A 26963-nucleotide genomic window follows, 5' to 3' on the forward strand; every position below is an offset into this window, starting at 1 on the left:
CCCGTTCCTGACCCCGTTTCATCACAGGCACGATCAAAGCTTCCAGCCGGAATGGAGCGCGGCAATGCCGCCGGTGAAATTGCGATAGCTGACCCGCTCGAAACCAGCCTTCTCGATCATCGTCGCAAAATCCTGCTGCTTGGGGAATTTGCGGATCGACTCGACCAGATAGCTGTAGGAATCCGCGTCGCCCGTAATCATCTTGCCGATGCGTGGAATAGCGTGGAACGACCATTGGTCATAAATCTTGTCGAGAACCGGCAGTTCGACCTCGGAGAATTCGAGGCACAGGAACCGACCGCCCGGCTTCAACACACGATAGGCTTCGGACAGCGCCTTGTCGATATGCGGCACATTGCGAATGCCGAAAGCAATCGTATAGGCATCGAAGCTGTTGTCCTGGAAAGGCAGTTCTTCGGCATTGGCCTCGACGAATTCGAGATTGTCGGCAAGGCCCTTCTTGATCGCCCGTTCACGCCCGACGCCCAGCATCGAGCCGTTGATATCGAGAATGGTGACATGGGCCTGACGGCCGGAAGCCTCGACGATGCGGAAAGCGATATCGCCGGTGCCGCCAGCAACGTCGAGCGAGGTCCAGCCCGGGCGCTTCGACGGCGCCAGCCATGCGATCATCGCATCTTTCCAGACACGGTGCATGCCCGCCGACATGAGATCGTTCATCACGTCGTACTTGCTGGCGACCTTATGGAAAACGTCGTTGACCAGACCCTGCTTCTCGCTTTCGTCAACCGCCTTGAAACCGAATGAATGCTCCATGCCGCCTTGTGCGCCCACGCGGTCCGCATTGCCGTTCTGCTGGCTCATAGCTCATCCTGCTTCTGATTATTAAGACGAAAACGATTTCCGTAATGCATATAAAGCTTGTGCTGGACGATACAAGCAGAGACCGCCCTCCACTACCCCTTTTGTGAAGGGACCTTGCGAACCGTCTTGCGTTAGCGTTTAAAAATGGCCAAAGAGACATAAAACTGTGCGTGCGCGCTCGCCACGCGTTTTCTCCGGCGCAAACTGCCGCTAAAGTCAAAAAGATAACAAGAAAAGTGGAAAGATCATGGGCGTTACAGTCGTCAGCCATCCGCTTGTCCAGCACAAGCTTACCATCATGCGCAAGAAGGAAACGTCCACGGCCAGCTTCCGGCGGCTGCTGAAGGAAATCTCGTTGTTGCTCTGCTATGAAGTGACGCGCGATCTCGAACTGACCACCATGCCCATCGAAACGCCGTTGATGCCGATGGACGCACCGGTGCTCGAAGGCAAGAAGCTCGTCTTCGCGTCGATCCTGCGCGCCGGCAACGGCCTTCTGGAAGGCATGCTCGATCTGGTCCCTGCCGCCCGCGTCGCCCATATCGGACTTTATCGCGATCACGACACGCTGCAGCCGGTCGAATATTACTTCAAGGCGCCCGAAGACATCGTAAACCGCCTCATCATCGTGGTGGACCCGATGCTGGCCACCGGACATTCGGCAATCGCAGCCATCGACAAGCTGAAGGAACGCGGCGCGACCAATATCCGCTTCCTCTGCCTGCTGGCGGCGCCGGAAGGCATCAAGCGTTTCACCGAAGCCCATCCGGATGTCGACGTGTTTACCGCGTCCATCGATGAGCGCCTCGATGAAAAGGGCTATATCGTTCCCGGGCTCGGCGACGCCGGCGACCGCATGTACGGCACCAAGTAAGCATTAACCCGCGCCTGCTATCGTGCCTCCAAACGGGGGCAGCATGGCGCGGGCTTTTACGATCCTTCTGGTATTCGCGGGACTGGCAATCGCCTTCCCGCTCCTGTTTGAAAAATTCAGCCCGCAGCTGAAAGCCGGTTCAAGCACAGCCGCAACAGCCTCATCCGCTTCTTCGTCGCTCTCCACTGCCTATAGCGGCCGCCGCGCACAGATCACGCCGGACAGCCGCGGCCATTTCATCGCGGACGTCAGGATCGCCGGTCAAACCCTTCGCGCCATGGTGGATACCGGCGCAAGCGTCGTTGCAATCAACGCAAATGCCGCGCGGCGCATCGGCCTGTCGCTCAAACCCGATGATTTCAGATATCGCGTCTCGACCGCCAATGGCGAAACCCTTGCAGCACATGCCATCCTGCCGAGTATCGAAATCGGACGTATCCGCGTGGAGAATGTGGACGCGATGGTCCTGCGGGACGACGCGCTCTCGGATACGCTGCTTGGCATGAGTTTTCTGAAGCGTCTGCGTCACTATGAAGTATCGAATGGCGCACTCCTGCTGACGCAATGATGTGATAGCGTACTTCCGATACAGGTCAAAAGCGGTTACATCCACTGACCAGAAAGCCTCAAGACCGATGGAAGCCAGCCATGACACCGGACCAACGCCTGACCGAGCTCGAAATTCGCGTAGCCGAACAGGAAAAGACAATCGATGAATTGTCATCCGTTCTGGCCGAACAATGGAAAACCATCGACCAGCTTTCCAAGAAGCTCGGCGCACTGACCGATCGCTTTCTGGAACTGGAAGAGCAGACCGCGCCGGACGTGCCGGTCACCAAACCACCGCACTGGTAGAACATTATGCTTCAGATTGTCCCGCTTGCCGACCGTCCCGATCTCGTAACCGTCTGCGCCGCATGGAACCATGCGGAATGGGGTGAATTTACCGGGTCCACCCTCGATGAGACCGCACAAGCCTTTTAAGACATCTCCCGTGAAGACGATGGGCAGGCGGCGCGGGTCGCGCTGTGGAACGGGGAACCTGCCGGGCTTGCCCTCCTGATCCATAGCGATCTGGAAACGCATCCGCATCTGAAGCCTTGGGTGGCAAGCGTGTTCGTTGCGCCCGGCCATCGCGGCAAAGGCATCGCCAAGGGTCTTGTCGGCGCAATTGAGGACGCCGCCCGGCAACATGGCTATGGAGAGGCCTATCTCTACACCAACAAGCCGGATCTCTACCGGCAGATCGGCTGGAGCGATTACGAGCTGCTTGATGGCGACTATGCAGGAATGCTGATCATGCAAAAGAAAATCGCGCGGTAAGAACCGCGCGATCTTTTATTACCGGCCCGCTTATTGTGCCAGCGGGATCGGGCAACTCACGCCAGTGCCGCGCAAGCCGCAATAACCGTTCGGGTTCTTCGCCAGATATTGCTGGTGATAGTCCTCGGCATAATAAAACTCCGGCGCGTCCTCGATTTCGGTAGTGATCGGGCCGAGTCCGCGAGCGGCGAGCGCCTGCGTATAGTTTTCCCGGCTCTTTTCCGCCACGTCACGATCCGCCTTGTCGAAAGTGTAGATGACCGAACGGTAGGTCGTGCCGATATCGTTGCCTTGTCGCATGCCCTGCGTGGGATCGTGCTCTTCCCAGAAGAGGGTCAGCAACTCGTCAAGGCTCACAACCTTCGGATCGTAGACGACCAGCACGACCTCCGCATGGCCGGTGAGGCCTGTGCAGGTTTCCTCATAGGTCGGGTTGGGCGTAATGCCGCCCGCATAACCGACCGCCGTCACATATACGCCCGGCACCTGCCAAAACAGGCGTTCGGCACCCCAGAAGCAGCCCATCCCGAAAAGAACCTGCTTGTAGTCTTCCGGCCACGGTCCTTTCAGCGGGCGCCCGTTCACGAAATGGGTGGCGGCAGTCGGGATCGCCGCCGCGCGCCCGGGCAAAGCCTCATCCGTCGAGGGCATCTGCATCTTCTTGCGATAGCTGTCCAAGAAACTCATGGTCTCCATCTCCTGATTATCGGGCGGTGAAACGTCCCAAAGGGCGCTCTCGACGATGACCGATTGCATAGAATAAAAGGGCGAGAATGCCGAAAAGAAGCCAGCCCGGCTGCTCAAGCAAAGGAACGCAGACGGCATTCCAGGCTCCTGCCCCTATATAGTGCGCCACGAAGGTTTCTGCATCGGCCAATGTTTCGGGCGCGTTGCGTGACCACATGGATAAAAGCGGCTTGGCGATAAACTGCGACGCGCCAACGGAGCGCGCACCATCAAGGACCGCGAAGATCACCGCGAAAGCGAGAAAGACAACCGCAAAACTACGCAATACAAATCGGATCACGATTCTTAGCCCCGGATTCCTACCCTGCTCACGGCACCGGTTTTGAGCCCGGCCTGCCGAAGATTTGTCTTTTTGACGTTGCTAAAGCATAGCACACAGAACCTGCCACACTCAAAGCCAAGCTCGAACACAATTCCTCGACCACAACAAGATTCAATGATTTCAGACATTTATCGCGCCAGTATCGCTCTTTGCACAGGTTCGGCGATTTAGACGCAAAAACTTGCAAATAGCTGTTGAACATATGCATTTTCTGGCTATATTCGCGCCGCACCCGCTAGTTGGCGATTAACCAGCGCCTGTTTCGAAAAGCGGTGTCACGTTTGCAGTCAGTTTTCGCCGTGAGACACGGTTTCCCGACAGCAAGGCAGACGGAGAGGTGGCCGAGTGGTTGAAGGCGCACGCCTGGAACGCGTGTATACGGGAAACCGTATCGAGGGTTCGAATCCCTCTCTCTCCGCCATTCTCATCAACCAGGCTACGTGCCGCGCCAATCTTGATACAGCGGACGATTTTGATGATGATATCGTCTCTGCGGTGACGTTTTCCCTAAAGGTAAAAAAATCTGACTTGGATATGAAGCCCGCAGATGCAGGCTTCATAGCGTTCCCTGATCAAGACTGATCGAGAAATTCCGTCAGGAAACGTCGAAACGATCGGCTGCATTCGACCGGGGCCATGTGAGTTTGGCCCTCGAGAACTTCCAGCTTAGCGTCGATGATACCATTTCGGGCGGCTTCCATCATGCCGTCGCCAAAAAACTGATCCAGTTCCCCTCCGATAATCAATGTCCTTGCTTTGATCGAAGTCAGATCGACTGGCTCAGCTTGCATTATCAATTGAAGATACCGCACAATAGCGTCACCGGAGTTCATTTTTTCTGGAAGTTTGTTACGGTCCACCCATAGCTTTATCTTCAGTAACAAATTCAGCAGGGGATTGCGGAATATTGCCGCAAAGTCATTGATCAGCGCGTAGTACTGCTCCTGTTGGGCGAACTGGATTTGTCGGTTTATCCTGATTTCGCCATTCTCGCTGAACTTGTGAGCGCTCGCCACCAAAATCAGCTTCTTAACCGACCCTTCGCGCGCTGCCGCAAGCCTTGTCGCCAGCAGTCCGCCATAGGATATCCCCATGAGCGAAAACGCCGGGACCTTCATTTCTCTGATCGCGCGCTCATAGTCTGACACGATTGTCTCAGTTGTTGCTTTCGTGTCGAGCTGCTGATCGTAGCCGATCAGGATAAAGCCCTGTGTTGGCGGCAGCATACGTGCGACACGTTTTGCGTCATGCATCATCCTGTCAAAGCTGTGTTTGCGGACAAAACCTTGCCCGCCATTGATCACGATCAGGGGATCAGTTTGATCACCCATGCGAATATAGGGAATTCTTCCGAGCAAAAAGCCGGTCTCAAATTTGGTCATGACAATCCTCAGCAGCAAGAGCTGCTTTCGTCAGTACATTGGCTGTTGGGTTATTTATCAGCGATCTGGCGGGCAATAGCTTGCGCCAGAGGCGGCATCGGCAGCTCCATGCGGATGTAAACACGGCCATCCCGTGTCCTCGATACCAAACCGGCGTCGCAGATCTCGCGACGCAGCAAAGCGTGATCTCCGAAACTGTGCCACGCTTTCATAAGCGCGTTCACCTCGGCTTCCGTCAGTTTCGTCCGGGCCGGCAAGCGAGACCAAAGCACCCATAGAACCGATATCTGATCCGGACGTTTGCTTGGAAAGCGCGTAAGAACACCATCCTTATCAAAGCAGCGGGCCACACGCTCCACGCTCGCTCGGTCGATAACAGGGTGTTTTTCTTCCTTTACAGGCTCTTTCGCACCGCTTCGCAGGTGCTGGAAGTTTTTGTATCCTGCACTTTTTGCAAGAATATTCAAAACTTCGAGGTGAGAAGGCTGTTTTTCGCGATCGGCATAGGCACTACGAATATTGCGCGCTAAAGCCGAAATGTCATTGACATGCAATGGTATTAATTCCCTGGGCATGGTCCCTGATCCTTGAGGCGTGCCTGTCAAATTGAGATCGGTGATCGCCATTCCGACGCGGCACGAACAAGGTGGTCGATGCGTCAAGGAACTAAAGAAGCAGGTTTAGCTTGCCCAGAGGGCGGCGATGCCTAGGTGAACTGCGGACCGGAGGCCCGTTTATCAGAAGGACAAATTGCCTGCAAGAGCAATTTGTTCTTGGTTCTCCGGACTATCTAACCGAGTTACGGGACCGTGCAAGCCTCTCCCGGCTGCCAGCGCGGTTGTGCGTGGCATGATGGTAAAACGCCGTTCGAAACCAATGGTTTTGAGGTATGCTCTGGAGCCCCAAAGAGGTGAGGCCTGTTCTACGACAAGTGCGCAATGCGAAGGCGGTGCATGCAGTCCGGGCCGAATTTCTTTACTGAACGACAAATTGTTTCATATGGAATGACGTGCTGGGTCGAGCATCATTCGTTCGACAACACGCAAGCCAAGCGGAAATCGATAATACAGCCCACGCTGGGGCCGGGACCAGAGGTGACAAGCAATTGCGCTTATGGCGGACCGTGGTTCGTGCATGTCGCAGCAGTTCACATACCGCGAGAGCTCGTTCGGAATCTCTACCTGATTTTCGTGGGGAGAGGATGATGCAGAATCATGAGCTATTTGAAGTAACTCACCTCTGACCGGAACGGCGCCACTTCAAAAAAGCCCTCTTGCACAAAATCGGGGGCCCAATCGCGCTCGTCGCGCCGATTGGGCCTCGTTTTATGTAACTTATTCGGCGGGCTTACGGGTATCGCTGGTGCTGATCACCCGACCTCCAAGTATCGTTGCCAAAACCGGCACATCACGGATGGCTTTCGGGGCAACCGTCGCAGGGTCATCGCCCAGCACCACGAAGTCTGCGAACTTGCCAGCTTCGATGCTGCCGACTTTCTCATCGATCCCAAGAGTATAGGCGGCATCGATCGTTACCATGCGCAACGCCTTGTCCACCGATATGCGCTCAGCCGGAGCCAGAACCTTCTTTGAGATCGCACCAATACGATTCACAGCGATCCACACTTCTTCCAGCGGACGCGGCGGCGCAACGGGCGTGTCGGTGTGAAGCGACACGACGACCCCTGCGTCCGTCAGCGTCTTCAGCCGGGCAGCGGTATTGGCCCGATCGGTGCCGAACTCAGGTCCGTTCAGGTCCGCGCGTTCGTAGACATAGTAAGGGTTGATGCTCACCACACCGCCAAGGGCACTCACCCGCCGCGCCTGCTCGGGGGTGGAAATACCATAATGTTCAAAGGTGAAGCGGTGATCGAAGCGCGGCTTATCCTTTTGCAGCGCATCCAGCGCATTGATGGTCGCCTCGTTTCCGGCGTTGCCATTGGTATGCACGTGGATGTGGAAGTTCTGCTCCCACCACGGCTTCATGTCGGCGACGAAGTCGGACAATTTGTCAAACATGAAGAGGCCGCTGTAGCGGTCGGAGTGGATGTAGCCCGGATTCTGTATCTGCATGCTGAAGCTCAGAAGGCCATCATCGGAGAAGAATTTCACCCCTTCGAACATCAGCCTGTCATTGCTCGAGTCGCGCAGCTTGTTTGCTTCGGCGATCGCATTGTCGCCATAGGTGCTCGCGAAAGTATGCCCGTCGACCACAACGACAAGGCGCTGATTGGCCTTCGAACTATCGAAGGAAGACTTCAGCACCTGGTGCTCAAGTGGAATATTGATCAGCCCGAACGCCAGGTCGGACATCGTGGTCACACCCGCCTGCTGGGAGAGGTCAGACAGATATTTGACGTTCTTCAGCGCGATATCCGGCGCTAGCAATGCGTTGATGGTTGGAGCGAGCACATATTGAGCAGCGCGCTCACCCAGGAACTTTCCATTGAGTTCGCCGTCGGAGCCAACCCCAATGCCCAACACCTTCTTGGCGTCCTCGGTCGTGAGGCCCCGCTTCTTGATCGCGGCACTGTTGGTGAAGACGAAATGCTCGGAAGCATCCCAGACAAAAATCGGCTTCACGGTTGAAATCTTGTCGAGCTCGCTTTTGTCGAGATGGCCACCCATCGCCACGACGTCGAAGCCAAAAGCCAGCACATCGGCGTTCGGCTCCTTCGACGCCTCTACATATTCCGCCAGTTTGGCAAGCGCTTCCTGCCGCGTCTTCACACCGGGAAACGCTGGCCCATAAGGGTTGAGCATCGGATAGTAGCTCAACGGCGGGCGGGTCAATGAGGTTGCGCCAACGATAGGATGGGAATGGGCCTCGACAAACCCCGGATAGATGACGCGATTCTGGAACTGCTTGTCGATCTTGTGCGGATACTTGTCGAGCCAGGGCTTCAAGTCGTCCAGGGTCCCTACCGAGAGAATCTTTCCGTCCTTCACCGCGACGGCCGTTGCCTCGGGCCAGCCCGGATCCATCGTCACAATTTTCCGCGCCGTGAACACGGTGACCAATCCATCATCCGTTGAGGCAGTCGCAGATTTGGCAGAGCCATCAGCAGATGTTTAAGCGATCGCTAATAAAGGAAAACTTAAAGTAAAGGCAACGGACAATACGCCGACAGCAGACTTTATCTTCATCACGACCCCTCGAACAACCTTTAATAGAACCTTAAACAAAGAAGGAGCCAGCCATCAATAAAGTAAATCTGCTCCAACCAATGCCAAGCTATGAGCAGTTATTACAATTGTCAATCAGGTGTTCTTTGTTTTATATTATAGAACTACATTATATTCGAGATTTATCTCAGGCCTGGATGGTGCATTTTTCTCGCGCGCGGAGGGAGCACGCGCTGCAAAATCAATCCTTCTGTCCTGATCGAGGCAGCGAAACACTGCTGCATCCGAAACCCGCAATTAAAAAGCCGGAGGTTTGGCCTCCGGCTTTGATTTTAGTTCAGGCCTTCTTCCTTGAACGCCTTTTGCACGTTCGGGCGCGCCAACACGCGTTCGCGCAGCTTCAGCGCCTTGGGATAGGCACTTAAATCGAGTTTCAGTCCGACGCCCCAGCCAATGATGACAGACGCATAGGCATCCGGCTGCGTGAAATCATCGCCAAGCCAGTAGGCATTCTTGTCCGACAGCATGGCTTCGAACTGCCCCAGACGACGATTGATATTGGCAATGACGCCCGCCTTCGCTTCTTCCGTGAGGGTGGGAGCGAACAGGCCGCTGAAAGCCGCATGCAGATCCGAGCAGAAGCCCAGCGCTTCCTGCAGGCGTGCGCGTTCGATCGTGCCATAGGCAGGTTTGAATGCCGCAACATCGGAATGGTCGCCGATATATTGGAGAATTGCCGCGTTCTGCGTGATGACAGTGCCGGGCTTTACTTCCAGCGCCGGAACCGCGCCGCGCGGATTGATCGCGAAATAGTCTTCGCCGTCAGCCGTCTTCTTGGCCTTGATGTCCACGGCTTCCAGCTCATAAGGCAGGCCTGCTTCGCTCAGGATAATGTGGGGTGCGAGCGAACAGGCACCAGCCTTGTAATAAAGTTTCATGAAAATCTCCCATCGGTTTCGATGAAAGATATCTATCAAATTCGCCCCGCTCGCAACAAACCGGGGATCACATTTCTTTGTGTCCCCCCGATATTCGAAAGATCGTCCTGAAACAGGCCATCTATCAGAAAAGCGATGCTATCCGGGCGGGTTTGGAGGATTGCATCCGGGTCACGACGACCAGCTTGTTGAACTCGCCGCGCTTGAAGGCGTGCAGGAAGCGCGGATAGTCCTTGAACACCACACAGCCATTGGAATCCCCACGGCGTCCGAGCATGAAAGTATGCGCCAGAAGCCCATCGCGATTGTAGCGGTTATTGCCATCGACAGGCGTGAGGCGGATCGCCTCGACGCCGTGGAACAACGCCTCGCGCATGCGCAGATCATAGGTATGCGGCGGTGTGGGCCCGCGGTTCTTCTGGTTCACGTAGCGCGGATTGTCACGCATCGGACCGAGGCCGGAATGGGCTTCCAGACGCTCGCCGCTCGGCAGGTAAACGGTGGCTGCGGAAATATCATAGATGGCAACTTTGCTGCGCGAAGCCTGATTGAGAAGCGGGCTGAACAGGCCGGGGCGCGGCTCCTCGGTTGCGCCGCTTTCCGGCGCATAGGCGAGTTCGGTCTTTTCATGCATGCGGGAACGGCGCAGCGAAGGCTTGGCACCAGGCAGAGGCACGTCATCGGGCAGGAATGCTTCCTGAGTGCCACCGTCTTCTGCGGCGACAGCCGAGTTCTGGTCCGGTGCGAGCTGCGGAACAGGAACGGCATGGCCGGTGGGCAGATGTGCCTGCTTCTCCGCCGCATCCACTTCTTCGGCTTTCGAGAGCGGTTCTATCTTGCTGAAAGCCGCTGCCGCGTCCGATGCGGCAGGCACCGGCGCATAGGCAAGCACAGTCGCACCGGCCACCGCAGCAGGTTGCTGTGGCTGAACGCGCGCCACAACGGGCTCTTCGCGCCGAACGCGATCAGCGCGCAGTTCAATGAGGGACGCCGTATCGACGGGCTTGTCCTCGATGACGGAATCCGGGCCGATGTCGGCGATGATCGGCGCACCGTCCGCGTTTTTGCTCCGGCGCCAGTCAAGATTGGAATAAGCGGTGTCAGCGGTGTAGGCATCGATGAAGCCTTGCCTGATGCGCCCCGACGGTGCGAGCGTGTGGTCGACGACGGCAAGCGCCTGCGGTGCGTTCAGGGAGACACGGCGCATGACCGGGGCAACAGGTGCAAAGGCTGGCACCACCCTTTCCAGCGTACCGAGCGCGGTCATCATCCAGCTTCCGGCTACGAGGCCCGTGGCGGCGAACACCGCAACACGCGTAAACCCCTTGAGACCGAATGGAAGCCGGATGCCCTTGCCGCGCGGAACCGCGGAGCCATACACTTCTGTTACACACGCCATGATACAAATCCGAGTGGAGAACAACTTTCACTGCACCGCCTTGCATGTCAGTCCGGCAAAAAGACGAACGCAACATGGCAAGGCGGTGACTGGAAGGTCATCTCCAGCATCGCCAATTATGGTAACCAAATCCTTTACGGGATGAAGAAAACCGGATCGCCATGCGCCGGTTCAGCCTGTCAGAAGCAATGCTCCTTGCTTGGCGCTGGGGAACTCCAGCCCCTCCACGGCAACGCGATTGCGTCCACGATGCTTGCCCCGCATCAGCGCAAGATCGGCCCGTGCCGCCGTTTCCCACAAGGTTTCGCCGCCCCGCACCATGGCGATACCAAAGCTGCATGTCAGCTGGCGGCCTGACAGCATAAGGAACTGATGCCGGGCCACGCGCCCGCAAAGCAGATTGCCCAGTCTCTCGCATGTTTCGGCATCGCCGCGGACCAGAAGAACAAATTCTTCGCCGCCAATGCGTCCGACGATCGTCGTTTCGGCTGCTATGGTTTGCAGGATGCGGGCGAACTCGACCAGAACCTGATCGCCGGTTGCATGGCCCAGTGCATCATTGATCGATTTGAAGTGGTCGATATCGGCAATGATGACCCCATGGTCGCCGCGCTGGACCTCGGCCAGACGCATGCGCGCCCGGCGTTCCAGTCCGCGACGGTTGAGAACGCCGGTCAGCGGATCGGTGTCGCGTTCCGCCTGCAATTCCTCCACCACATCGGAAGTCGTTACCGCCAGGAGGACAAGGCCGGCGAACACACCCGCAAAGGAACCGAATATCATGACGCCCTGCCAGTAGCGCGTATGGATCAGTTCAGACGGTTGCACAATCTCATCGGGGAGGCCCAGCGCCATTCCAGCCTGCACATAGAAATGCACCGTCAACAGCAGCAACGCACCGAACAGCACGCGATCGATCGAGCTTCGACAGGCGAGATCGCGCGCCTGAATGCAAAGCACCGCCATCAGGCTGCCCAGCGACAGGTGCACCGCAGGCGCAATGCGCGCGTAACCCGTATCATTTGCGATGAAAAAGACCATGGCCGCCAGGAGACCGAGCCCGATCAGGCGGGGCGCCACCCGCGAATAACGCATGCCCATCCGCATCATCACACCTTCGCAAAGCAGCCACCCGCCCATAAAATGGAGAGCCGTTGCTATCGGCGAAGTCAGGGCAAGACTGTCCGAGATCCCCGATATCGGAACCAGAAGCCCCATGGCGAAACAGCCAAAGCTGAGGCCGAAAAACAAGAGATGCCTGCGCTTAGTGTCGAGCGTCCAGACGCCCGACATCGTCGCAGCAAACAGCAAGACTATAAGCGGCGGCACAAACTTCACGAACTGGCCCTGATCGGTCAAAACAAAATTGCAGAAAACGCTATTTCAGGTTGAACGTAATGTGCAATTACAAACCGGGGGCAAAGTCAAGTTAATAGCTGTCAATATTGACAAACACCAAAGCCTAAAGGAGCAATATCGAGTATAAGTGAATGCTAAAAATCATCTGAAAACAACACCATTCAGGAAAGTTCTGCTTTCACATAGTTTTTACCTTGAGATTTATCCCCAGAAGCTTTTCGGCGATCATCCGCCCGATAGGTATGGAAGATGTTGCCGCAGGTGACGGCGCGTTGCAGACGTGAAGCATTCTCTCCGTTTCCCTGAAGAGAAAATCATGCACCAGCGTACCGTCATCGAGCACGGCTTGCGCGCGTATTCCCGCCCCCGGCGCACCGAGATCGGAAAGCTCCAGTGTGGGGCAATATTTCCGGCATTCCTTGAGATAGCGCGCGCGGGACGCGGAATTGCTGAACTCGGACAGTGCAGAACGCCAGTTCTTCATCGCCATCTTCCAGAAGCCGGGAAATGCAGCCATGTCCGCGACGTCGCCCGCACGGAAACTGCCCTTGTCATATCCTTCGCGGGCGAACCCGAGGACCGCGTTCGGGCCGACCGTGACGCCGCCATCGATCGTTCGCGTCAGGTGGATGCCGAGGAAAGGCAGGTCGGGATCGGGGATCGGATAGATCAGATGCTTGACGATATTCGCCTTCGATTGCGGCAGAGTGTAGTATTCGCCACGAAACGGCACGATGCGGTGGCTGATATCCAGCCCGGCAAGACGCGCGATGCGGTCCGACTGCAATCCGGCACAAGCGACCAGTCTGGAAGCGCGCACGGTCTCGCCATTCACCGTTACCGCAACGCCCGCCTCATCCTCCCGGATGGCAGTCACCGGCGAATTGAGCCGCACAATACCGCCGCGCTCGACGATTTCCGCCGCCATCGCCCGCGATACTTTCGCATAGTCGACGATGCCGGTCGCAGGAACCAGAAGCGCCCCCAGCCCCGCGACCGCAGGCTCTGAATTGCGTAGCGCCTGCTGATCCACGTGCTGGAACGCGATCTCGTTCTGGACCGCACGCCTTGCCAGAGCCTCCATGCGCTCGACCTCCTTTTGAGAGGTTGCCACCAGAAGCTTGCCGCATGTTTCGAATGGAATGGAATATTGCCTGCAAAAGGCCTTCGTGGCTTCGGCACCGGCCCGGCACAATTGCGCCTTCAATGAACCGGGCTGGTAATAGATGCCGGCATGGATGACGCCGCTATTATGCCCCGTCTGGTGGCGCGCGAAATCGCTTTCCTTCTCCAGCAGAATGATCCTTGCGCCCGGCTCCGCCTCCTGCATGGCTTTTGCTGTCGCAAGCCCGACAATGCCGCCGCCGATGACGCAATAATCATAATCCGCCACGAAATCCCCTCCTCAAGCCCTCTCCCACGCCCCTGTGCCCCGCCTTGCCACGGTTCGACAGGATGATTACCTGTTACTTATACGATTGCGGCCTTGGTTGCAGCACCGCAAAATGGCATTCTTTGCCAAACCCGTTCCCCCATGCGGAGAAGTTCCATGCGCCATCAGTTCGACCTTTTTGCTCCTTCCCCGGCGGAAGGACAGGAACGGGCAGAACTGCGTCCCGCCCGCGTCAGGCCGAGCAAGACCACCGGTATAGACGAAGCGGAAATGGTGAAGCGGCTGAAGGAGAGCGGACGTTACCGCATCCTCCAAAGGCTAGACCCGCCGCCGACCGTTCCCGACGCCGACAGGATCGCCTTCCCCCGTCTGGGCGTTGTCGTGGACACGGAAACGACCGGCCTCAATCCGGCGCAGGAAGAAATCATCGAGATCGGCGCCGTTGCCTTCCGTTATGCCGATGACGGGTCGATAGGCGATATCTGCGCCACGTTCGGCGCATTGCAGCAACCCTCCCGGCCGATCCCGGCCGACATTACCCGCATCACCGGCATCACCGACGAGATGGTGAGGGGGCAGACGATCCCCCGCGAAAAGCTGGACGCGCTCATCGCCGAGGCCGATATCATCATCGCGCATAATGCCGGTTTTGATCGCCCGTTTCTTGAACGTTTTTCCATCGCCTTCGCCAACAAGCCGTGGGCCTGCTCGGTCAAGGAAATCGACTGGACTGCACGCGGCTTTGAAGGCACCAAGCTTGGCTACCTGATCGGGCAGAGCGGCTATTTCCATAACGGACACCGAGCCGAAGATGATTGCCAGGCCCTGCTTGCAGTGCTGAAGGAACAGGCCGGCGATACCACGCCCTTTGCCGAACTCTTGAAGGCCAGCCAGCGCGCGCGGATGCGCATCTACGCCGAGAACAGCCCGTTCGAGATGAAGGATCATCTGAAAGCGCGTGGCTATCGCTGGTCGGACGGCACTGACGGGCGTCCGAAATCATGGTGGACGGAAATCGGTGAAGAAGAACTCGACGCCGAACTCGAATATCTGCGCACCGAGATTTACGGCTGGCGCGACGCCGACCCGCTGGTCCAGAAGCTCACCGCCATGGACCGTTACAAGGAACGCGCGCCGCTTCGCCCGAAGAAGTAACCGCCCAACATCCCGAGCGCCTGCCCATCTCCTTGATCCTCAGGAGGTGACCTCAGCTTGTCGAAGGTCACCGTCTCGAACGATAGGAGATGGCCCTCGCCCTTCGAGATGGCGCTTCGCGCCTCCTCAGGCTGAGGGGCAGGATTTGGCAGTCACGCAATAACTGGCCACGGCCTCTGCTCTGGCCGCATCTTTTCATAGGCCTGCGCCAACTGCAAAACGCCCAGATCATCAAAACGCTGGCCGAAAATCTGCAAGCCGATGGGTAGCCCCTTGGCCGTGTAACCGCAATTGATCGAAATCGCAGGCTGCTCCGACATATTCATCGCCACGGTGAAGGCGATATGTTCGAATGGACGCTGCGGGTCGTTGACCGGAGACGCCCATTCCGCCGGATAGGTCGGCATGGGCGCGGTTGGCGAAATGATAAAGTCGAAGCCCTTGGAAGCGGCAAGCGCCGCGTTGCGCATCGCATCCATCTGGGCAAAGCCGAGATAGACTTCTTCGCCCGTTAAGCCCTCGGCGGTTTCTGTCCATTGATAGATATAAGGCAGAATCTTCGCACGGTTTTCCGGCGTCATCTTCCTGATGTCCGACCAGGAACGTGCGCGCCAGAAACGATCCAGACCATCGATCATGGTGCGGTTCAGAAATGGCGCAACAGGCTCAATGATCGCGCCCGCATCGGCAAGCAATTTCGCTGCGGCTTCAACGGCGGCGCGGGTTTCATCCCCCACCGGCTCGCCGAAACCGGCATCGAGCCACAGGCCGATCTTCAGGCCCTTCACATCGATGTCGAGGCTCATCCAGTCGATATCCTGATAGGGCAGGCTCATGCCATCGCGCCGATCAGGTCTTGAAAGCACCGACATGTAAAGCGCGCTGTCGGCGACAATGCGCGTCATCGGCCCGGCCACGCGACCGAGAAATGGCGGATCGATGGGAATGCGCCCAAAGGAAGGCTTCAGTCCAACGAGACCGCACCAGCCTGCAGGCAGGCGGATCGAGCCGCCAATATCCGTGCCGATATGCAACGGGCCGTAACCGGCCGCACCGGCGCTGCCCGCACCGGCACTAGATCCGCCCGGATTGGTGCCGAGGTCCCATGGATTGCGCGCAAGCTTGTGGAAGCTCGACAGTCCGGAAGACAACATGCCAAGATCAGGCATGGTCGTCTTGGCCAGCAGCACGCCGCCAGCCTCGCGCGTGCGTGCTGCTGGCGGCGCGTCGGCGCTGGCAGGCTTCAGCGGCAGCGCCGCGCAGCCGAGCGGAACAGCCGTGCCTTCGGTCGCGATATTTTCCTTGATCGTCAGCGGAACGCCATCGATGGGTCCGGCAGGCTCACCCTTTACCCAGCGCGCTTCCGAGGCTCTGGCCGCCGCAAGCGCAGCATCCGGATCGTAAGCCCAAAGCGCATTCAGCTTCGGCTCATAGGCTTCGATGCGGGCGATGACGGCTTCCGTGACCTCGACCGGCGAAAGCGACTTCGCCTTATAGGCGGACACGAGTTCGACGGCTGACAAATCGGCTGGATTCGACATTGGGATTTCCTCAAATCAGTCAGGCAATTTCAGTGTGGAGCTTGGGCGTCGCACTCGCTTGCGGCGACCGGAAAACGGCTTCGGCACGGCGTCGACCAGCGCCCGCGTATAGTCATGCCGGGGATTGTCGAAGACCTCGTTCGTCGGTCCCTGCTCGACAATATTGCCGCGATAGATCACGGCGACGCGGTCGGTGATGGCGCGCACGACACCCAGATCGTGGCTGATGAACAGATAGGAAAGGCCGAACTTTTCCTGCAGATCCATCATCAGGTTCAACACCTGCGCCTGAATGGAAACGTCGAGCGCCGACACCGGCTCGTCCGCGACGATCAGCGCCGGTTTGGTAATCAGGGCGCGCGCGATGGCGATACGCTGGCGTTGCCCGCCCGAAAACTCGTGCGGATATTTTTCCGCCGATGCCTTCGGCAACCCAACCGCTTCCAGCACTTCCGCCACGCGGTCGTCGCGTTCTTTGGAACTGGTACCGCTTTCCAGCGATACGATCGGTTCGGAAATGATGTGCTTGACCGTATGGCGCGGGTCAAGCGAGCCATAGGGGTCCTGAAAGATCGCCTGAAAGCCCTTGCGCGCTTCACGCAAGCCAGCGCGATCAAGCGCATAGATATCCTGCCCGTTGATGAGAACCTGTCCCGCTTGCGGACGCTCCAGCCCCATGACGGCGCGGGCCAGCGTGGACTTGCCGGAGCCGCTTTCCCCCACGATGCCAAGGCTTTGCCCGGCTTCGATCTCGACATTAACCCCATGCAGGACACGCAACGCGCCCGGTTTTGAAAAAAATGACGGACGGGGCAGCTGGTATTCGCGCACCACATCGCGCACCTGCAAGATCATCTTGCTCATGCGAGCACCTCGCCGTCTCGCGGATGAATACAGGCGGCGCGATGCGCGATCCCGTCGTTCTCACCGATGAAATCGAGCGGCGGTATCGCCTTGCGGCAATCCTCCTGCACGAAGGCGCAGCGGTCAGCAAAGGTGCAATAGGGCGGACGCGCCAGCGGGTCCGGCACGACGCCGGGGATAGCGGCCAGGCGCTGGCGTCCCGTGCCGTGGCTGCGCACCAGCGCCGCACCATGTGGCGAAGCCTGGAACAGCCCGCGGGCATAAGGATGCGCCATGCGATTGAACACCGCTTCCGTGCGTCCCGTCTCGACGATGCGGCCCGCATACATGACGGCGATGCGGTCGGTCATTTCCGAAACGACGCCGAGGTCATGGGTGATAAGCATCAGGGCTGTGCCGGTCTCGTCGATCAGTTCGTCCATCAGGTCGAGTATCTGCGCCTGAACGGTGACGTCGAGTGCCGTTGTCGGTTCGTCGGCAATCAGCAGGTCCGGCTCGCAGGCAATCGCCATGGCGATCATCACGCGCTGGCGCTGCCCGCCGGAAAGCTGATGCGGATAGAGATCGAGATTGAAGCGGGGCGCAGGCAGCCCGACGCGATCAAGCAACCGACGCGCTTCACGCTCCGCATCGGCGCGGCTCTCACCCATATGCAGGCGGCGTCCTTCGGCAATCTGCGCGCCGATGGTCTTGACCGGATTGAGCGCTGTCATCGGTTCCTGAAAGATCATCGCCATGCGCCGTCCGCGCATCTTGCAGAGTTCCGCTTCCGGCATGGCGGCAAGGTCCTCGCCGTCAAAACGCAACGTGCCGCGCACGCGCATCCGGTCGGGCAGCAGGCCCATGGCGGCAAGGGCGGTGATCGACTTGCCGCTGCCGGATTCACCCACCACGCCAAGGCGTTCACCGCGATTGAGCGTCAGGGTAATGTCGGACACAATATCCGCGAGTTTGAGCCCGATGGGCAGTTCGACGGACATATTGTCCATTGCAAGCAAAGGTGTTGTCATCTCTGCCTCCTGACGCGCGGATCGAGCACATCACGCAATCCATCGCCCAGCATGTTGAGGCCAAGCACAGCGAGCGTGATGGCGAGACCGGGGAAGATGGCGAGCCATGGCGCATCATAGATGAAGGTCTGCGCATCGTTGAGCATCTTGCCCCAGCTGGGCATCGGTGGCTGGGTGCCAAGCCCGACATAGGACAGGCCCGCTTCCGCGACGATGGCCAGCGCAAACTGGATCGTCGCCTGCACGATCAGCACATGGTTGATGTTGGGCAGCACATGCAAAAGCGTGATCGATATATCGCCACGCCCCGCACAACGCGCCGCCTGCACATATTCACGCTTCCAAAGCCCCAGCGATGCGCCGCGTGTGACGCGCGCGAACACAGGAATGTTGAAGATACCGATGGCGATCATCGCATTGACCGCGCCGGGCCCGAAAATCGCAGTGATGATGACGGCGGTAAGAAGCGCAGGAAACGCGAAGGCGAGATCGGTCATGCGCATGACGAAACCATCGATCAGCCCGCCGCGTGCCGCTGCAAGCGACCCGAGTGGAATACCAATACCGGCCCCAACCAGCACCGCGATGATCGATACGGCGATGGAATTGCGCGCACCGACCATGATCATGGAAAACACATCGCGCCCAAAATTATCTGTGCCGAACAGATGATTGAGGCTCGGCTCCTGCAACTTGTCGCGGAAGTTCATCGCCGTCGGCGAATAAGGCGTCCAGACATAGGAAATGACGGCCATCGCGACCAGGACGATCGTGATGAGCGAGCCGAGGGCCAAACTGCGGCTGGTCAGTATGGTCTTGAATATGCCCGGTTTCGGGAAAGCCTGCGCCTCGCTCATCGGCTGCCTCCCGTCGAAAGGCGCGGATCGATGAAGCCATAGACAAGATCGACGATGAAATTGACGGCAATCACCGAGGCGGCAAGCAGCGTCACCAGCGACTGCACGGTGACGAGATCGCGCTGCGCGATGGCCTGAAACACCAGCCTTCCAAGACCGGGGAGATTGAAGACATTTTCGATGATGATGGTTCCCGCCAGCAGAAAGGAAAATTGCAGCCCGATGATGGTGACGACCGGGATCAGCGCATTGGGCACCGCATGACGCCAGAGCGCGGCCTTGCGCGTCAGGCCCTTGGCGCGGGCAGTGCGCACGAAATCCTCCCCCAGTGTCTCGATGACGGCGGATCGGGTTACGCGGGCCAGAATGGCGGCAAGCGGCAGCGCAAGCGCCAATGCGGGAAGGAACAGCGAACGGATACCGTTCCAGAACCCGCCTTCCCAGCCCGCGAAACCCGAAGCCGGAAACCAGCCAAGCTGCAAGGCAAAAAGCAGGATCAAAAGCAGACCAAGCCAGAAATTCGGAATTGCGACACCGACCTGCGCCACGCCCATGGAGAGCACGTCGCCGGTTTTGCCGCGCTTGTAAGCGGCATAGACACCGACCGGAATGGCCACCGCGACCGACAGGACCATCGACAGAAGCGCCAGCGGCAGCGTGACCATGATGCGCGGCCCGAGCAATTCGCTGATCGGCACGGAATAGGTATAGCTCGTGCCGAAATCGCCTTTCAGAAAGCCGCCAATCCATGTGAGGTAGCGCCACCAGAGCGGCTGGTCGAGGCCAAGCTGCTTGTGAAGCGCTGCCAGTGTTTCAGGCTGCGCATTGATGCCCAGGATCACCGCCGCCGGATCGCCCGGCAGCACCTGCATCAGCAGGAAGACGATGACGGAAGCCGCAAGCGTCGTAAGCAGGAGCGAAACCAGTCGCCCGGAAATGTAAGCCAGCAAAACGACCTCCTTGAAAAGACGGAAATCCGCTTTCCACATTCCAATCCGCCGCACGCCCTCCCCTTATCTTTATGGGATGCGCGGCCATCCATTTGGTCCCCGCCGAGCGTGCGACGGGGCGAGCCAGAGCGTGTCCAATCAAAACGGGGCATAGGACCCGCTCCGGCTACTTGTTTCTACGCATTATCCAACGCAAAACCGCTTCGTTTATTCCGCCCAATAGGCTTGCGTCAGATCGTCAGCCGGGACCGGCATGTTCTTCCACAGGCCCTTCACATTCTTGTTCCACACACCGATTTTGGGCAGCGCATAGAGGAAGATGTTCGGCTCGTCGGCAGCAAGTTTTTCCTGCAACTTCTTCACGAGTTCGAGCTGCTCCTCATCGCTTCCAGCCTCGGCATAGGCCTTGTAGAGCGCCTTGTATTCGAGGTTGTTGTAGTTGAAGTAGTATTTGTCGCGGGCATAGATATCGAGATCGCGCGCCTCGGTGTGCGCGATGATCGTCGCGTCGAAATCCGACCGCTTGAACACCTGATCCAGCCATTGCGCAAACTCGATCGGCACCAGATTGGCCTGAATGCCGACCTCCGCCAGCATGGCCGCGATGATCTCGCCGCCGCGCCGCGCATAGGCCGGTGGTGGAAGCGTGATGGTGATCGTCGTGCCCGCCGGAACGCCAGCCTCCTCCAGCAACTGCTTCGCCTTTGCCGGATCATAGGGATAGGTTTCCGACAGGTCGACATAACCCGGGTCGACCGGCGCATAATGCGAGCCGATTGGCGTGCCGAAACCGGAATAAACGCCTTCGATCAGCGCCTTGCGGTCGATGGCGTGGGCCAGCGCCTGACGCACCTTCACATTGTCGAAAGGAGCCTTGGCATTGTTGAGCGACAGCAGGACCTTGCCCGCCGTATCGCCCACTTCGACCTGCAACTTGTCGTCGCTCTTGAACCGGCTGATGAGTTCCGGTGCCTGGAACATCGGGAAGACGTCGATGTCACCGGCAAGGATGGCCGCGGCAGCAGCCGACGGGTCGCTCACAAAACGGAACGTAACAGCGGAAAGCTTTGCCGGTTCGCCCCAATAGTCCGGGTTGCGTTCCAGCTCGACGCGGTCGCCCTGCACCCAGCGTTTGAATTTGAACGGGCCCGTGCCAACCGGCTTGGTCTTGTTGTCGGCAGCCGAATTGGGCGCGACCATGACCGCGTCACCCCATCCCATATTGAACAGGAAATTCGAGGTCGGACGCTTCAGCGTGACAACGGCGGTCGCGGGATCGGGACATTCCGTGCTCGCAATGGGCTCGAACAGTCCCTTTTGCGCATTGGTGGAATCCGGAGCCACAGCGCGGTCATAGGAGAATTTCACCACCGGGCAGTCGAACGGCGTGCCGTCATGAAACTTCACGCCCTGCCGCAACTTGAACGTATAGGTCTTCTTGTCATCGGAGACGGTCCAGCTTTCAGCCAGAAGCGGCTTTACAGTACCGTCCTCGACAATGCGCACCAGACCTTCATAGAGGTTCGCATAGGTAACCTGCCGGATGCCGGCGGCGGCGTTGGCGGTCGGGTCGAGGCCCGGCGGCTCCAGCACTTCGCCAACCACCAGCGTGTCTTTTGCAAATGCACCGTTGATCGATGCCAGCATCGCGGCTGTTATCAGCCCGGCTTTCAGCAGCTTACCCATTGTTCCTCTTTGGCTCCCCTTGCCTTTTTTCCTAAATCGAACGCCCGCCATCCACGTCGAGCGCAACCCCGGTAATCATAGAGGCAGCGGGCGAGCAAAGGAAAGCCGCAGCTTCAGCCAGATCGTCGGGTTTCAACAGGCGGCCCATCGGAATGGAATCGCGGAATTTTTTGCGGATTTCCTCGGTGTCCTCACCCATGAAAGTGGTAAGAAGCGGCGTTTCACCGGCAACCGGGTTCAACGCCACCACACGAATTTTCGCCGGAGCCAGCTCGATGGCGAGCGCCTTGGTGACCGAAACCACCCAGCCCTTGGTGGCATTGTACCAGGCAAGGTTCGGACGCGGGCGACCAGCGCCGGTCGAGGCGACGTTGAGGATTACGCCCTCGCCATTGCCCTTGAAATGCGGGATGAGCTTGCGGGTCATCAGGTAGACGCCGCGTACGTTGACGCCGAGAATGCGGTCGAATTCTTCCGGCTCGACCAATTCGGCATTTTGCGGCTTGTGGCCGATGCCGGCATTGTTGATCAGAATATCGACCTTGCCGAACTTCGACAGGGCAGCCTCCACCGCCGCGTCGACATCGGCTTCCCTGGAGATATCGGCAGCAACGGCCAGCGCCGCCTCGCCGATTTCGCCTGCCACGCGCTCAGCGCCTGCCTTGTCGCGGTCCACGATGACGACCTTTGCGCCGCCGTCAGCAAAGCGCTTCGCCATGCCTTCGCCAAACCCCGAACCTGCTCCCGTGATGAGCGCGACCTTACCTTCAAGCGACACTGTAATCTCCTTAACCGTGATACACGGAAATCGTCTTCAGCGAGGCGAACCCATAGAGCGCCTCGAAGCCCTTTTCACGGCCATGGCCGGATTTCTTCACGCCGCCGAAGGGCAATTCGATGCCGCCACCGGCCCCGTAATTGTTGATGAACACCTGACCGGAATGGATGGCACGCGCCAGACGGAACTGACGTCCGCCATCATTGGTCCAGATGCCGCAGACGAGGCCATAATGCGTGCCATTGGCAATCGCGATGGCCTCTTCTTCGGTGTCGAAAGGCAGGATGACCTGCACCGGACCAAAAATTTCTTCCTGCGCCAGACGATGATCGGCAGGAACATCGCGGATCAGCGTCGGCAACACATAGGCGCCGCCTTCCGGCGCATCATCTGCCAACACGCCTTGCGCGGCAATGGCCAGGCCGCTCTCTTTCGCAAGAGCCAGATAGTCATCGACAATCGCCTTCTGGCGCTGCGATACGACCGGGCCGACAGACAGGTCGGCGCTGGCTGGCCCGACCTTCAATGCGCGGTAGCGCTGGCTCATGCGGGCGACAACTTCTTCATAAATGCTACGCTCGACCAGAATGCGCGACGAGGCCGAACAGGTCTGACCGGCATTCTGGATGCCCGCATTGACCAGAAACGGCAAGGCGCGCTCGAGATCGGCATCGGCGAAGACAATCTGCGGCGATTTTCCGCCAAGTTCCAGCGTCACCGGCACCGTATTCTTCGCAGCCGCAGCCTGAACCGCTTCCCCGGTACGAACGGAGCCGGTGAATGAGATGTGATTGACGTCCGGATGTTCGGAGAGCGCCGCACCGGCTTCCGCGCCAAGCCCGGTCACGACATTGAGCGCCCCTTTCGGCAGGCCGGCCCTTTCGGCGATCCTGGCAAATTCCAGAATGGTCAGGCAGGCTTCTTCGGCAGGCTTGACCACGGCGGCGTTACCCATGGCCAGTGCCGCGCCAAGACTGCGGCCCAGAATCTGCATCGGGTAGTTCCACGGAATGATGTGGCCGGTAACGCCGTGCGGCTCATAGATCGACAGAACCGTAAAACCGTTCTGATAAGGCAGCGTGTCGCCGTGCACCTTGTCGGCGGACGCGCCATAAAATTCGAGATAACGCGCTAGCGCCAACACGTCGGCACGCGCCTGCGTGACCGGCTTGCCAACATCCTTCGATTCCAGATCGGTCAGAAGGTCGATGTTCTTCAACACCTCTTCAGAAATGCGGTGCAGCACACGGCCACGTTCAGTCGCCGTCAACTTGCCCCAGTCGCCCGAAAGTGCGCTGCGCGCCGCTGCAACGGCCAGATCGATATCAGCCTTGGTGCCGCGCGCAATCAACGCAAGATCGCTGCCGTCGGAAGGGTTCTTGAGCGTGATATGCTCGCCGCCAACGGCATCCTGCCATTCGCCCGCGATGAAATTGCCATAACGGAGCAAGCCGGCTCCTCCCGTCTTGTTCTCATGCTTCATTTTCGTTCTCCCGAAGCGGCATTCCCGCCTCCAACCTTGCCGTGGTTGCGCGGATATGCGCCCGCGCCAGCCGCTCGGCCTCCTCGCCATCGCGCGAAGCGATGGCTTCAACAATGGCCCCATGCTCGCGGATTGCATCGCGCGCCCGATCCACCGACAGTGAAAAGGACGGCGCAAAAACCTGCGATGTCATGCGCAGAAGCGGCACGAAGGCGATCAGCGAAGCATTGCCTGCCGTATTCATCACCGCCATATGAAAATCGACGTTGGATTGGGTATAGGCTTTCGGGTCCCATGGATCGACAACCGCGCCCTGCCCCGCAACATGCGCGCGCAGCCTGACGATGTCCGCATCCGTTGCCCGTTCGGCGGCAAAACGCGCCGCGACCCCATCCAGCACTTCGCGCACCGCATAGGCATCGATCAGCCGGGTGAGATCGGCTGAAGCGACACGAACGCCCCGCCCCGGCAGGTGAATGACCAGCCCGTCACGCTCCAGAACGCGCAGAGCCTCGCGCAAGGGCGTGCGGCTGATGCCGAATTCAGCCGCGATATGTTCCTGCCTGAGTATAGCGCCCGGCGCATAATCGCCCGCATAAATCCGCTCGCGAAGTGCATCCGCCACTTCGTCCAGCAAACGGGTCTGACTGCGCCATTCAAAAGCCGCCAATATAAAAGCCTCCCAACTTTTCTGGACACAATATCCTGGATACAAAATCAGTCAATCTGAAAACGGATAGGCTTTTCAGAAATTAAATCGCGCGGAAAAGACCGGAAATTTCGTGCATGGCTCCCGAAAAGACGCAAAACGCCAAAGGCCCCATTGAGGAAATAACACGAGACGACCCCTTCGAGATTCTCATTCGCCAACGACTTCCGCCAGCATGGCGGCAAGCTGGCGGATTTGTTCGGGTCCATTGTCCATGTGCCGTATGACGATTTCCATCGGTTCAACGGAGGGCAGCCCAGCGGCGGCAGGCACTACCCGATGGCCGGGCAATGCCACACGCTTCGGCAACAGGCTGACACCCAGTCCCTCGGCAACTGCGCTCTGGATACTCGCCAGGCTGGAGCTGGTGAAAACCACGTGCCAGCGCCTGCCTGCCCGGTCGAGTGCCTCCATCATGTCGCTGCGATAGAGCCCGTTCGGGGGGAACACGACAAGCGGCAGGGGATCGACATGCGACACGGGGAAGTCGGCGCTTTCCAGCCATGAAAGCGGTTCCGGCCAGCGCATCGTCCCGACCGTTTCGCCGCGCTTCTGTTTCACCATGACCAGATCGTATTCCCCGGTCTCGAAACCTTTCTGCAAGTCGCGGCTGAGGCCGCTTGTCACCTCGAGTTTCGTGTTTGGGTGCGCGCGCATGAAACGCGCCAGCGCAGGCGTCACGAGCCGCGAGGCGAAATCTTCCGGCAGGCCGAGGCGGAACACCGCGGCGAGCGCAGTCCCGGTCATCGCGGCGGCTGCCTCGTCATGGAGCTGCAGGATGCGGCGCGCATAGCCCAGCAGCTTTTCGCCTGCATCCGTCGGACGCACATCATGCCGGGCGCGTTCCAGAAGCGCCTGCCCGGCGGCTTCCTCCAGCCTGATGATCTTCTGGCTTATCGTCGATTGGGTCGAATGCAACTGCGCAGCAGCTACCGTAAAACTGCGGCTGTCTACGACAGCCACGAAAGCCCGCAATAGATCGAGATTGAAAGCAATATTCATGAAGCCACTGAATAGCAGTTAAACATTTAATTTCCAAATATGTCATCCGGCCTGTATGAACGCAACAAGCAGGAGAACCAGCCGATGCGTCAAACGATATTCAGCTTGAGTGCCTTGGCCTTGATTGCAGGGACCGTAGTCATGACCGAACCGACATTGCCCGGCCACCATACCGCGGCCCGTGCCGAAACCTCGCTTATTCAAGCCGCGGCAGCCGGCGACCTGGCCTCAGTCAATTCGGCCATCAAGGCCGGAGCGGATCTCGAAGCACGCGGCAGAAATGGCGAGACAGCGCTTCTTGCAGCAACCCACGCAAACCACATCGATGTCGCCCGTGCGCTCATCGATGCAGGGGCGGACGTCAACGCCAGGGATGCCATCAAGGACAGCCCTTATCTTTATGCGGGCGCGCGCGGACACCTCGAAATTCTCAAGTTGACGCTCGCGCATGGAGCAGACCTCAAAAGCACAAACCGCTATGGCGGAACGGCGCTCATTCCCGCTTCCGAACGCGGGCATGTCGAAACGGTGCGCACGCTGATCGAGGCTGGCGTGAAGGTCGATCACGTCAACAATCTCGGCTGGACGGCGCTCCTTGAAGCCATCATGCTCGGCGATGGCGGCCAGCGCCATGTCGAGATCGTGAAGCTTCTCATCGAAGCCGGTGCCGACGTCAATCTCGCCGACAATGACGGCGTGACGCCTCTCCGACATGCCCGCAGCCGTGGCTATGCGCCCATGGTGGCCCTGCTGGAAAAGGCTGGCGCGAAATGAGCAGCGACGGCACATTTCTCGATCAGGCCATAAAGCTCGCCTTCGACAATATTGAGCAAGGCGGACGCCCGTTCGGCGCTGTGGTCGTCAAGGGCGGCGAAGTCATCGCCACCGGCGTCAACCGTATGCAGGCCGATTGCGATCCCACCGCGCATGCAGAATTGCTGGCGCTGCGCGCGGCAGGAAAGGCGCTGCGATCGCCGCGCCTCGATGGTTGCGAAGTCTATGCTAGCGGCCAGCCCTGCCCCATGTGCTTTGCCGCCATGCGCATGGCAGGTGTGGAAAAAATCCGCTTCGCCTATTCCAATGAGCAGGCCGAACCTTTTGGCCTTTCGACCGCGAAAATCGCCGCGGAACTCGCCAAGCCTCTGCATGCACAGACCGGCATCAGTTTCGAACATTCCCCGCCGGAAAACGATCCGGAACTCTATCAGCTATGGGAAAGCAAGAATAAGACTGGCGCCTGA

The 26963-nt window shown here is 58.7% G+C and carries 28 protein-coding genes and 1 tRNA gene; 9 read left to right on the top strand and 20 right to left on the bottom strand.

Features of this window, described 5'->3' with window-relative positions:
- Positions 1-33: 33 nt before the first annotated feature.
- Positions 34-825 (bottom strand): bifunctional demethylmenaquinone methyltransferase/2-methoxy-6-polyprenyl-1,4-benzoquinol methylase UbiE, encoded by a 792-nt coding sequence (gene ubiE, locus ABWW28_RS23840; RefSeq protein WP_021587135.1) that lies wholly within the window; start codon positions 823-825, stop codon positions 34-36.
- A 247-nt stretch (positions 826-1072) separates the two neighbouring features.
- Here ubiE and upp point away from each other — a divergent pair, with 247 nt between their 5' ends.
- The 5 genes from upp (at position 1073) to ABWW28_RS23865 (ending at position 3022) form a co-directional block, all read left to right on the top strand.
- A complete protein-coding gene (gene upp / locus ABWW28_RS23845) occupies positions 1073-1699 on the top strand; it encodes a uracil phosphoribosyltransferase (RefSeq protein WP_006467614.1) in 627 nt (208 codons plus the stop codon).
- 43 nt (positions 1700-1742) lie between these two features.
- Positions 1743-2267: a retropepsin-like aspartic protease family protein gene (locus ABWW28_RS23850; RefSeq protein WP_021587136.1), complete on the top strand. Its 525-nt coding sequence runs from the start codon at positions 1743-1745 to the stop codon at positions 2265-2267.
- An 80-nt stretch (positions 2268-2347) separates the two neighbouring features.
- Positions 2348-2554: a SlyX family protein gene (locus ABWW28_RS23855; RefSeq protein ID WP_021587137.1), complete on the top strand. Its 207-nt coding sequence runs from the start codon at positions 2348-2350 to the stop codon at positions 2552-2554.
- Between the two features lie 6 nt (positions 2555-2560).
- Positions 2561-2683, top strand: a complete 123-nt coding sequence (locus ABWW28_RS23860) for a hypothetical protein (RefSeq protein WP_280514286.1) — start codon at positions 2561-2563, stop codon at positions 2681-2683.
- Between the two features lie 3 nt (positions 2684-2686).
- On the top strand, positions 2687-3022 hold the full coding sequence (locus ABWW28_RS23865) for a GNAT family N-acetyltransferase (protein WP_313011854.1): 336 nt from the start codon (positions 2687-2689) through the stop codon (positions 3020-3022).
- A 30-nt stretch (positions 3023-3052) separates the two neighbouring features.
- On the opposite strand, the gene msrA is transcribed toward ABWW28_RS23865, so the two are convergent.
- Both msrA and ABWW28_RS23875 read right to left on the bottom strand, forming a co-directional pair.
- The gene (msrA, locus tag ABWW28_RS23870; RefSeq protein WP_021587139.1) at positions 3053-3709 is read right to left on the bottom strand and encodes a peptide-methionine (S)-S-oxide reductase MsrA; all 657 of its coding nucleotides are present in this window, start codon (positions 3707-3709) and stop codon (positions 3053-3055) included.
- A gap of 16 nt (positions 3710-3725) precedes the next feature.
- On the bottom strand, positions 3726-4049 hold the full coding sequence (locus ABWW28_RS23875) for a hypothetical protein (protein WP_025090776.1): 324 nt from the start codon (positions 4047-4049) through the stop codon (positions 3726-3728).
- A 373-nt stretch (positions 4050-4422) separates the two neighbouring features.
- On the opposite strand from ABWW28_RS23875, the gene ABWW28_RS23880 reads away from it, so the two are divergent.
- A tRNA-Ser gene (locus tag ABWW28_RS23880) sits at positions 4423-4512 on the top strand.
- 151 nt (positions 4513-4663) lie between these two features.
- Here ABWW28_RS23880 and ABWW28_RS23885 read toward each other — a convergent pair.
- The 7 genes from ABWW28_RS23885 to lhgD all read right to left on the bottom strand — a co-directional run bounded on the left by ABWW28_RS23885 (position 4664) and on the right by lhgD (position 13687).
- Positions 4664-5473 (bottom strand): alpha/beta fold hydrolase, encoded by an 810-nt coding sequence (locus ABWW28_RS23885; protein ID WP_021587141.1) that lies wholly within the window; start codon positions 5471-5473, stop codon positions 4664-4666.
- 50 nt (positions 5474-5523) lie between these two features.
- Positions 5524-6099, bottom strand: a complete 576-nt coding sequence (locus ABWW28_RS23890) for a DUF2087 domain-containing protein (protein ID WP_241084589.1) — start codon at positions 6097-6099, stop codon at positions 5524-5526.
- A 708-nt stretch (positions 6100-6807) separates the two neighbouring features.
- Positions 6808-8484 carry an amidohydrolase gene (locus tag ABWW28_RS23895; protein ID WP_353392571.1) on the bottom strand — a complete coding sequence of 559 codons (1677 nt, stop codon included), beginning with the start codon at positions 8482-8484 and terminating at the stop codon, positions 6808-6810.
- Positions 8485-8930: 446 nt separating this feature from the next.
- Positions 8931-9536, bottom strand: a complete 606-nt coding sequence (gene gst / locus ABWW28_RS23900; protein ID WP_006472201.1) for a glutathione transferase — start codon at positions 9534-9536, stop codon at positions 8931-8933.
- A gap of 124 nt (positions 9537-9660) precedes the next feature.
- Positions 9661-10935: a DUF2778 domain-containing protein gene (locus ABWW28_RS23905; protein WP_112670438.1), complete on the bottom strand. Its 1275-nt coding sequence runs from the start codon at positions 10933-10935 to the stop codon at positions 9661-9663.
- Between the two features lie 171 nt (positions 10936-11106).
- On the bottom strand, positions 11107-12273 hold the full coding sequence (locus tag ABWW28_RS23910) for a GGDEF domain-containing protein (RefSeq protein ID WP_176026775.1): 1167 nt from the start codon (positions 12271-12273) through the stop codon (positions 11107-11109).
- Positions 12274-12472: 199 nt separating this feature from the next.
- A complete protein-coding gene (gene lhgD, locus ABWW28_RS23915) occupies positions 12473-13687 on the bottom strand; it encodes an L-2-hydroxyglutarate dehydrogenase (RefSeq protein WP_112670442.1) in 1215 nt (404 codons plus the stop codon).
- A gap of 156 nt (positions 13688-13843) precedes the next feature.
- On the opposite strand from lhgD, the gene ABWW28_RS23920 reads away from it, so the two are divergent.
- Entirely contained in the window at positions 13844-14842 is a 999-nt protein-coding gene (locus ABWW28_RS23920) for a 3'-5' exonuclease (RefSeq protein WP_112670444.1), read from the top strand.
- A 152-nt stretch (positions 14843-14994) separates the two neighbouring features.
- Here ABWW28_RS23920 and ABWW28_RS23925 read toward each other — a convergent pair whose 3' ends face one another.
- The 10 genes from ABWW28_RS23925 to ABWW28_RS23970 form a co-directional block, all read right to left on the bottom strand.
- Positions 14995-16383, bottom strand: coding sequence for an amidase (locus ABWW28_RS23925; protein ID WP_021586793.1), 1389 nt, complete (start codon positions 16381-16383; stop codon positions 14995-14997).
- A 15-nt stretch (positions 16384-16398) separates the two neighbouring features.
- Positions 16399-17247, bottom strand: a complete 849-nt coding sequence (locus ABWW28_RS23930; protein ID WP_021586794.1) for an ATP-binding cassette domain-containing protein — start codon at positions 17245-17247, stop codon at positions 16399-16401.
- A complete protein-coding gene (locus ABWW28_RS23935) occupies positions 17244-18257 on the bottom strand; it encodes an ABC transporter ATP-binding protein (protein WP_176588759.1) in 1014 nt (337 codons plus the stop codon). Before ABWW28_RS23935 ends, ABWW28_RS23930 begins: the two co-directional genes overlap by 4 nt.
- On the bottom strand, positions 18254-19114 hold the full coding sequence (locus ABWW28_RS23940; RefSeq protein ID WP_021586795.1) for an ABC transporter permease: 861 nt from the start codon (positions 19112-19114) through the stop codon (positions 18254-18256). The genes ABWW28_RS23935 and ABWW28_RS23940 overlap by 4 nt, the downstream gene beginning before the upstream one ends.
- The gene (locus ABWW28_RS23945) at positions 19111-20064 is read right to left on the bottom strand and encodes an ABC transporter permease (protein ID WP_031346757.1); all 954 of its coding nucleotides are present in this window, start codon (positions 20062-20064) and stop codon (positions 19111-19113) included. Before ABWW28_RS23945 ends, ABWW28_RS23940 begins: the two co-directional genes overlap by 4 nt.
- 207 nt (positions 20065-20271) lie before the next feature.
- The gene (locus ABWW28_RS23950; RefSeq protein ID WP_021586797.1) at positions 20272-21750 is read right to left on the bottom strand and encodes an ABC transporter substrate-binding protein; all 1479 of its coding nucleotides are present in this window, start codon (positions 21748-21750) and stop codon (positions 20272-20274) included.
- A 31-nt stretch (positions 21751-21781) separates the two neighbouring features.
- Entirely contained in the window at positions 21782-22528 is a 747-nt protein-coding gene (locus ABWW28_RS23955) for a glucose 1-dehydrogenase (protein ID WP_006467635.1), read from the bottom strand.
- A gap of 10 nt (positions 22529-22538) precedes the next feature.
- A complete protein-coding gene (locus ABWW28_RS23960; RefSeq protein WP_176588758.1) occupies positions 22539-24011 on the bottom strand; it encodes an aldehyde dehydrogenase family protein in 1473 nt (490 codons plus the stop codon).
- Positions 24001-24681, bottom strand: coding sequence for a GntR family transcriptional regulator (locus ABWW28_RS23965; protein WP_006472194.1), 681 nt, complete (start codon positions 24679-24681; stop codon positions 24001-24003). Before ABWW28_RS23965 ends, ABWW28_RS23960 begins: the two co-directional genes overlap by 11 nt.
- Before the next feature lie 189 nt (positions 24682-24870).
- Complete coding sequence (locus ABWW28_RS23970; RefSeq protein WP_021586799.1) at positions 24871-25722, bottom strand: LysR substrate-binding domain-containing protein; 852 nt, start codon at positions 25720-25722, stop codon at positions 24871-24873.
- Between the two features lie 141 nt (positions 25723-25863).
- On the opposite strand from ABWW28_RS23970, the gene ABWW28_RS23975 reads away from it, so the two are divergent.
- Both ABWW28_RS23975 and ABWW28_RS23980 read left to right on the top strand, forming a co-directional pair.
- Positions 25864-26496: an ankyrin repeat domain-containing protein gene (locus tag ABWW28_RS23975; RefSeq protein ID WP_244634858.1), complete on the top strand. Its 633-nt coding sequence runs from the start codon at positions 25864-25866 to the stop codon at positions 26494-26496.
- On the top strand, positions 26493-26963 hold the full coding sequence (locus ABWW28_RS23980; protein ID WP_006467640.1) for a nucleoside deaminase: 471 nt from the start codon (positions 26493-26495) through the stop codon (positions 26961-26963). The genes ABWW28_RS23975 and ABWW28_RS23980 overlap by 4 nt, the downstream gene beginning before the upstream one ends.

The sequence above is a fragment of the Brucella sp. NBRC 14130 genome, from assembly GCF_040371715.1.
Lineage (GTDB): Bacteria > Pseudomonadota > Alphaproteobacteria > Rhizobiales > Rhizobiaceae > Brucella > Brucella intermedia.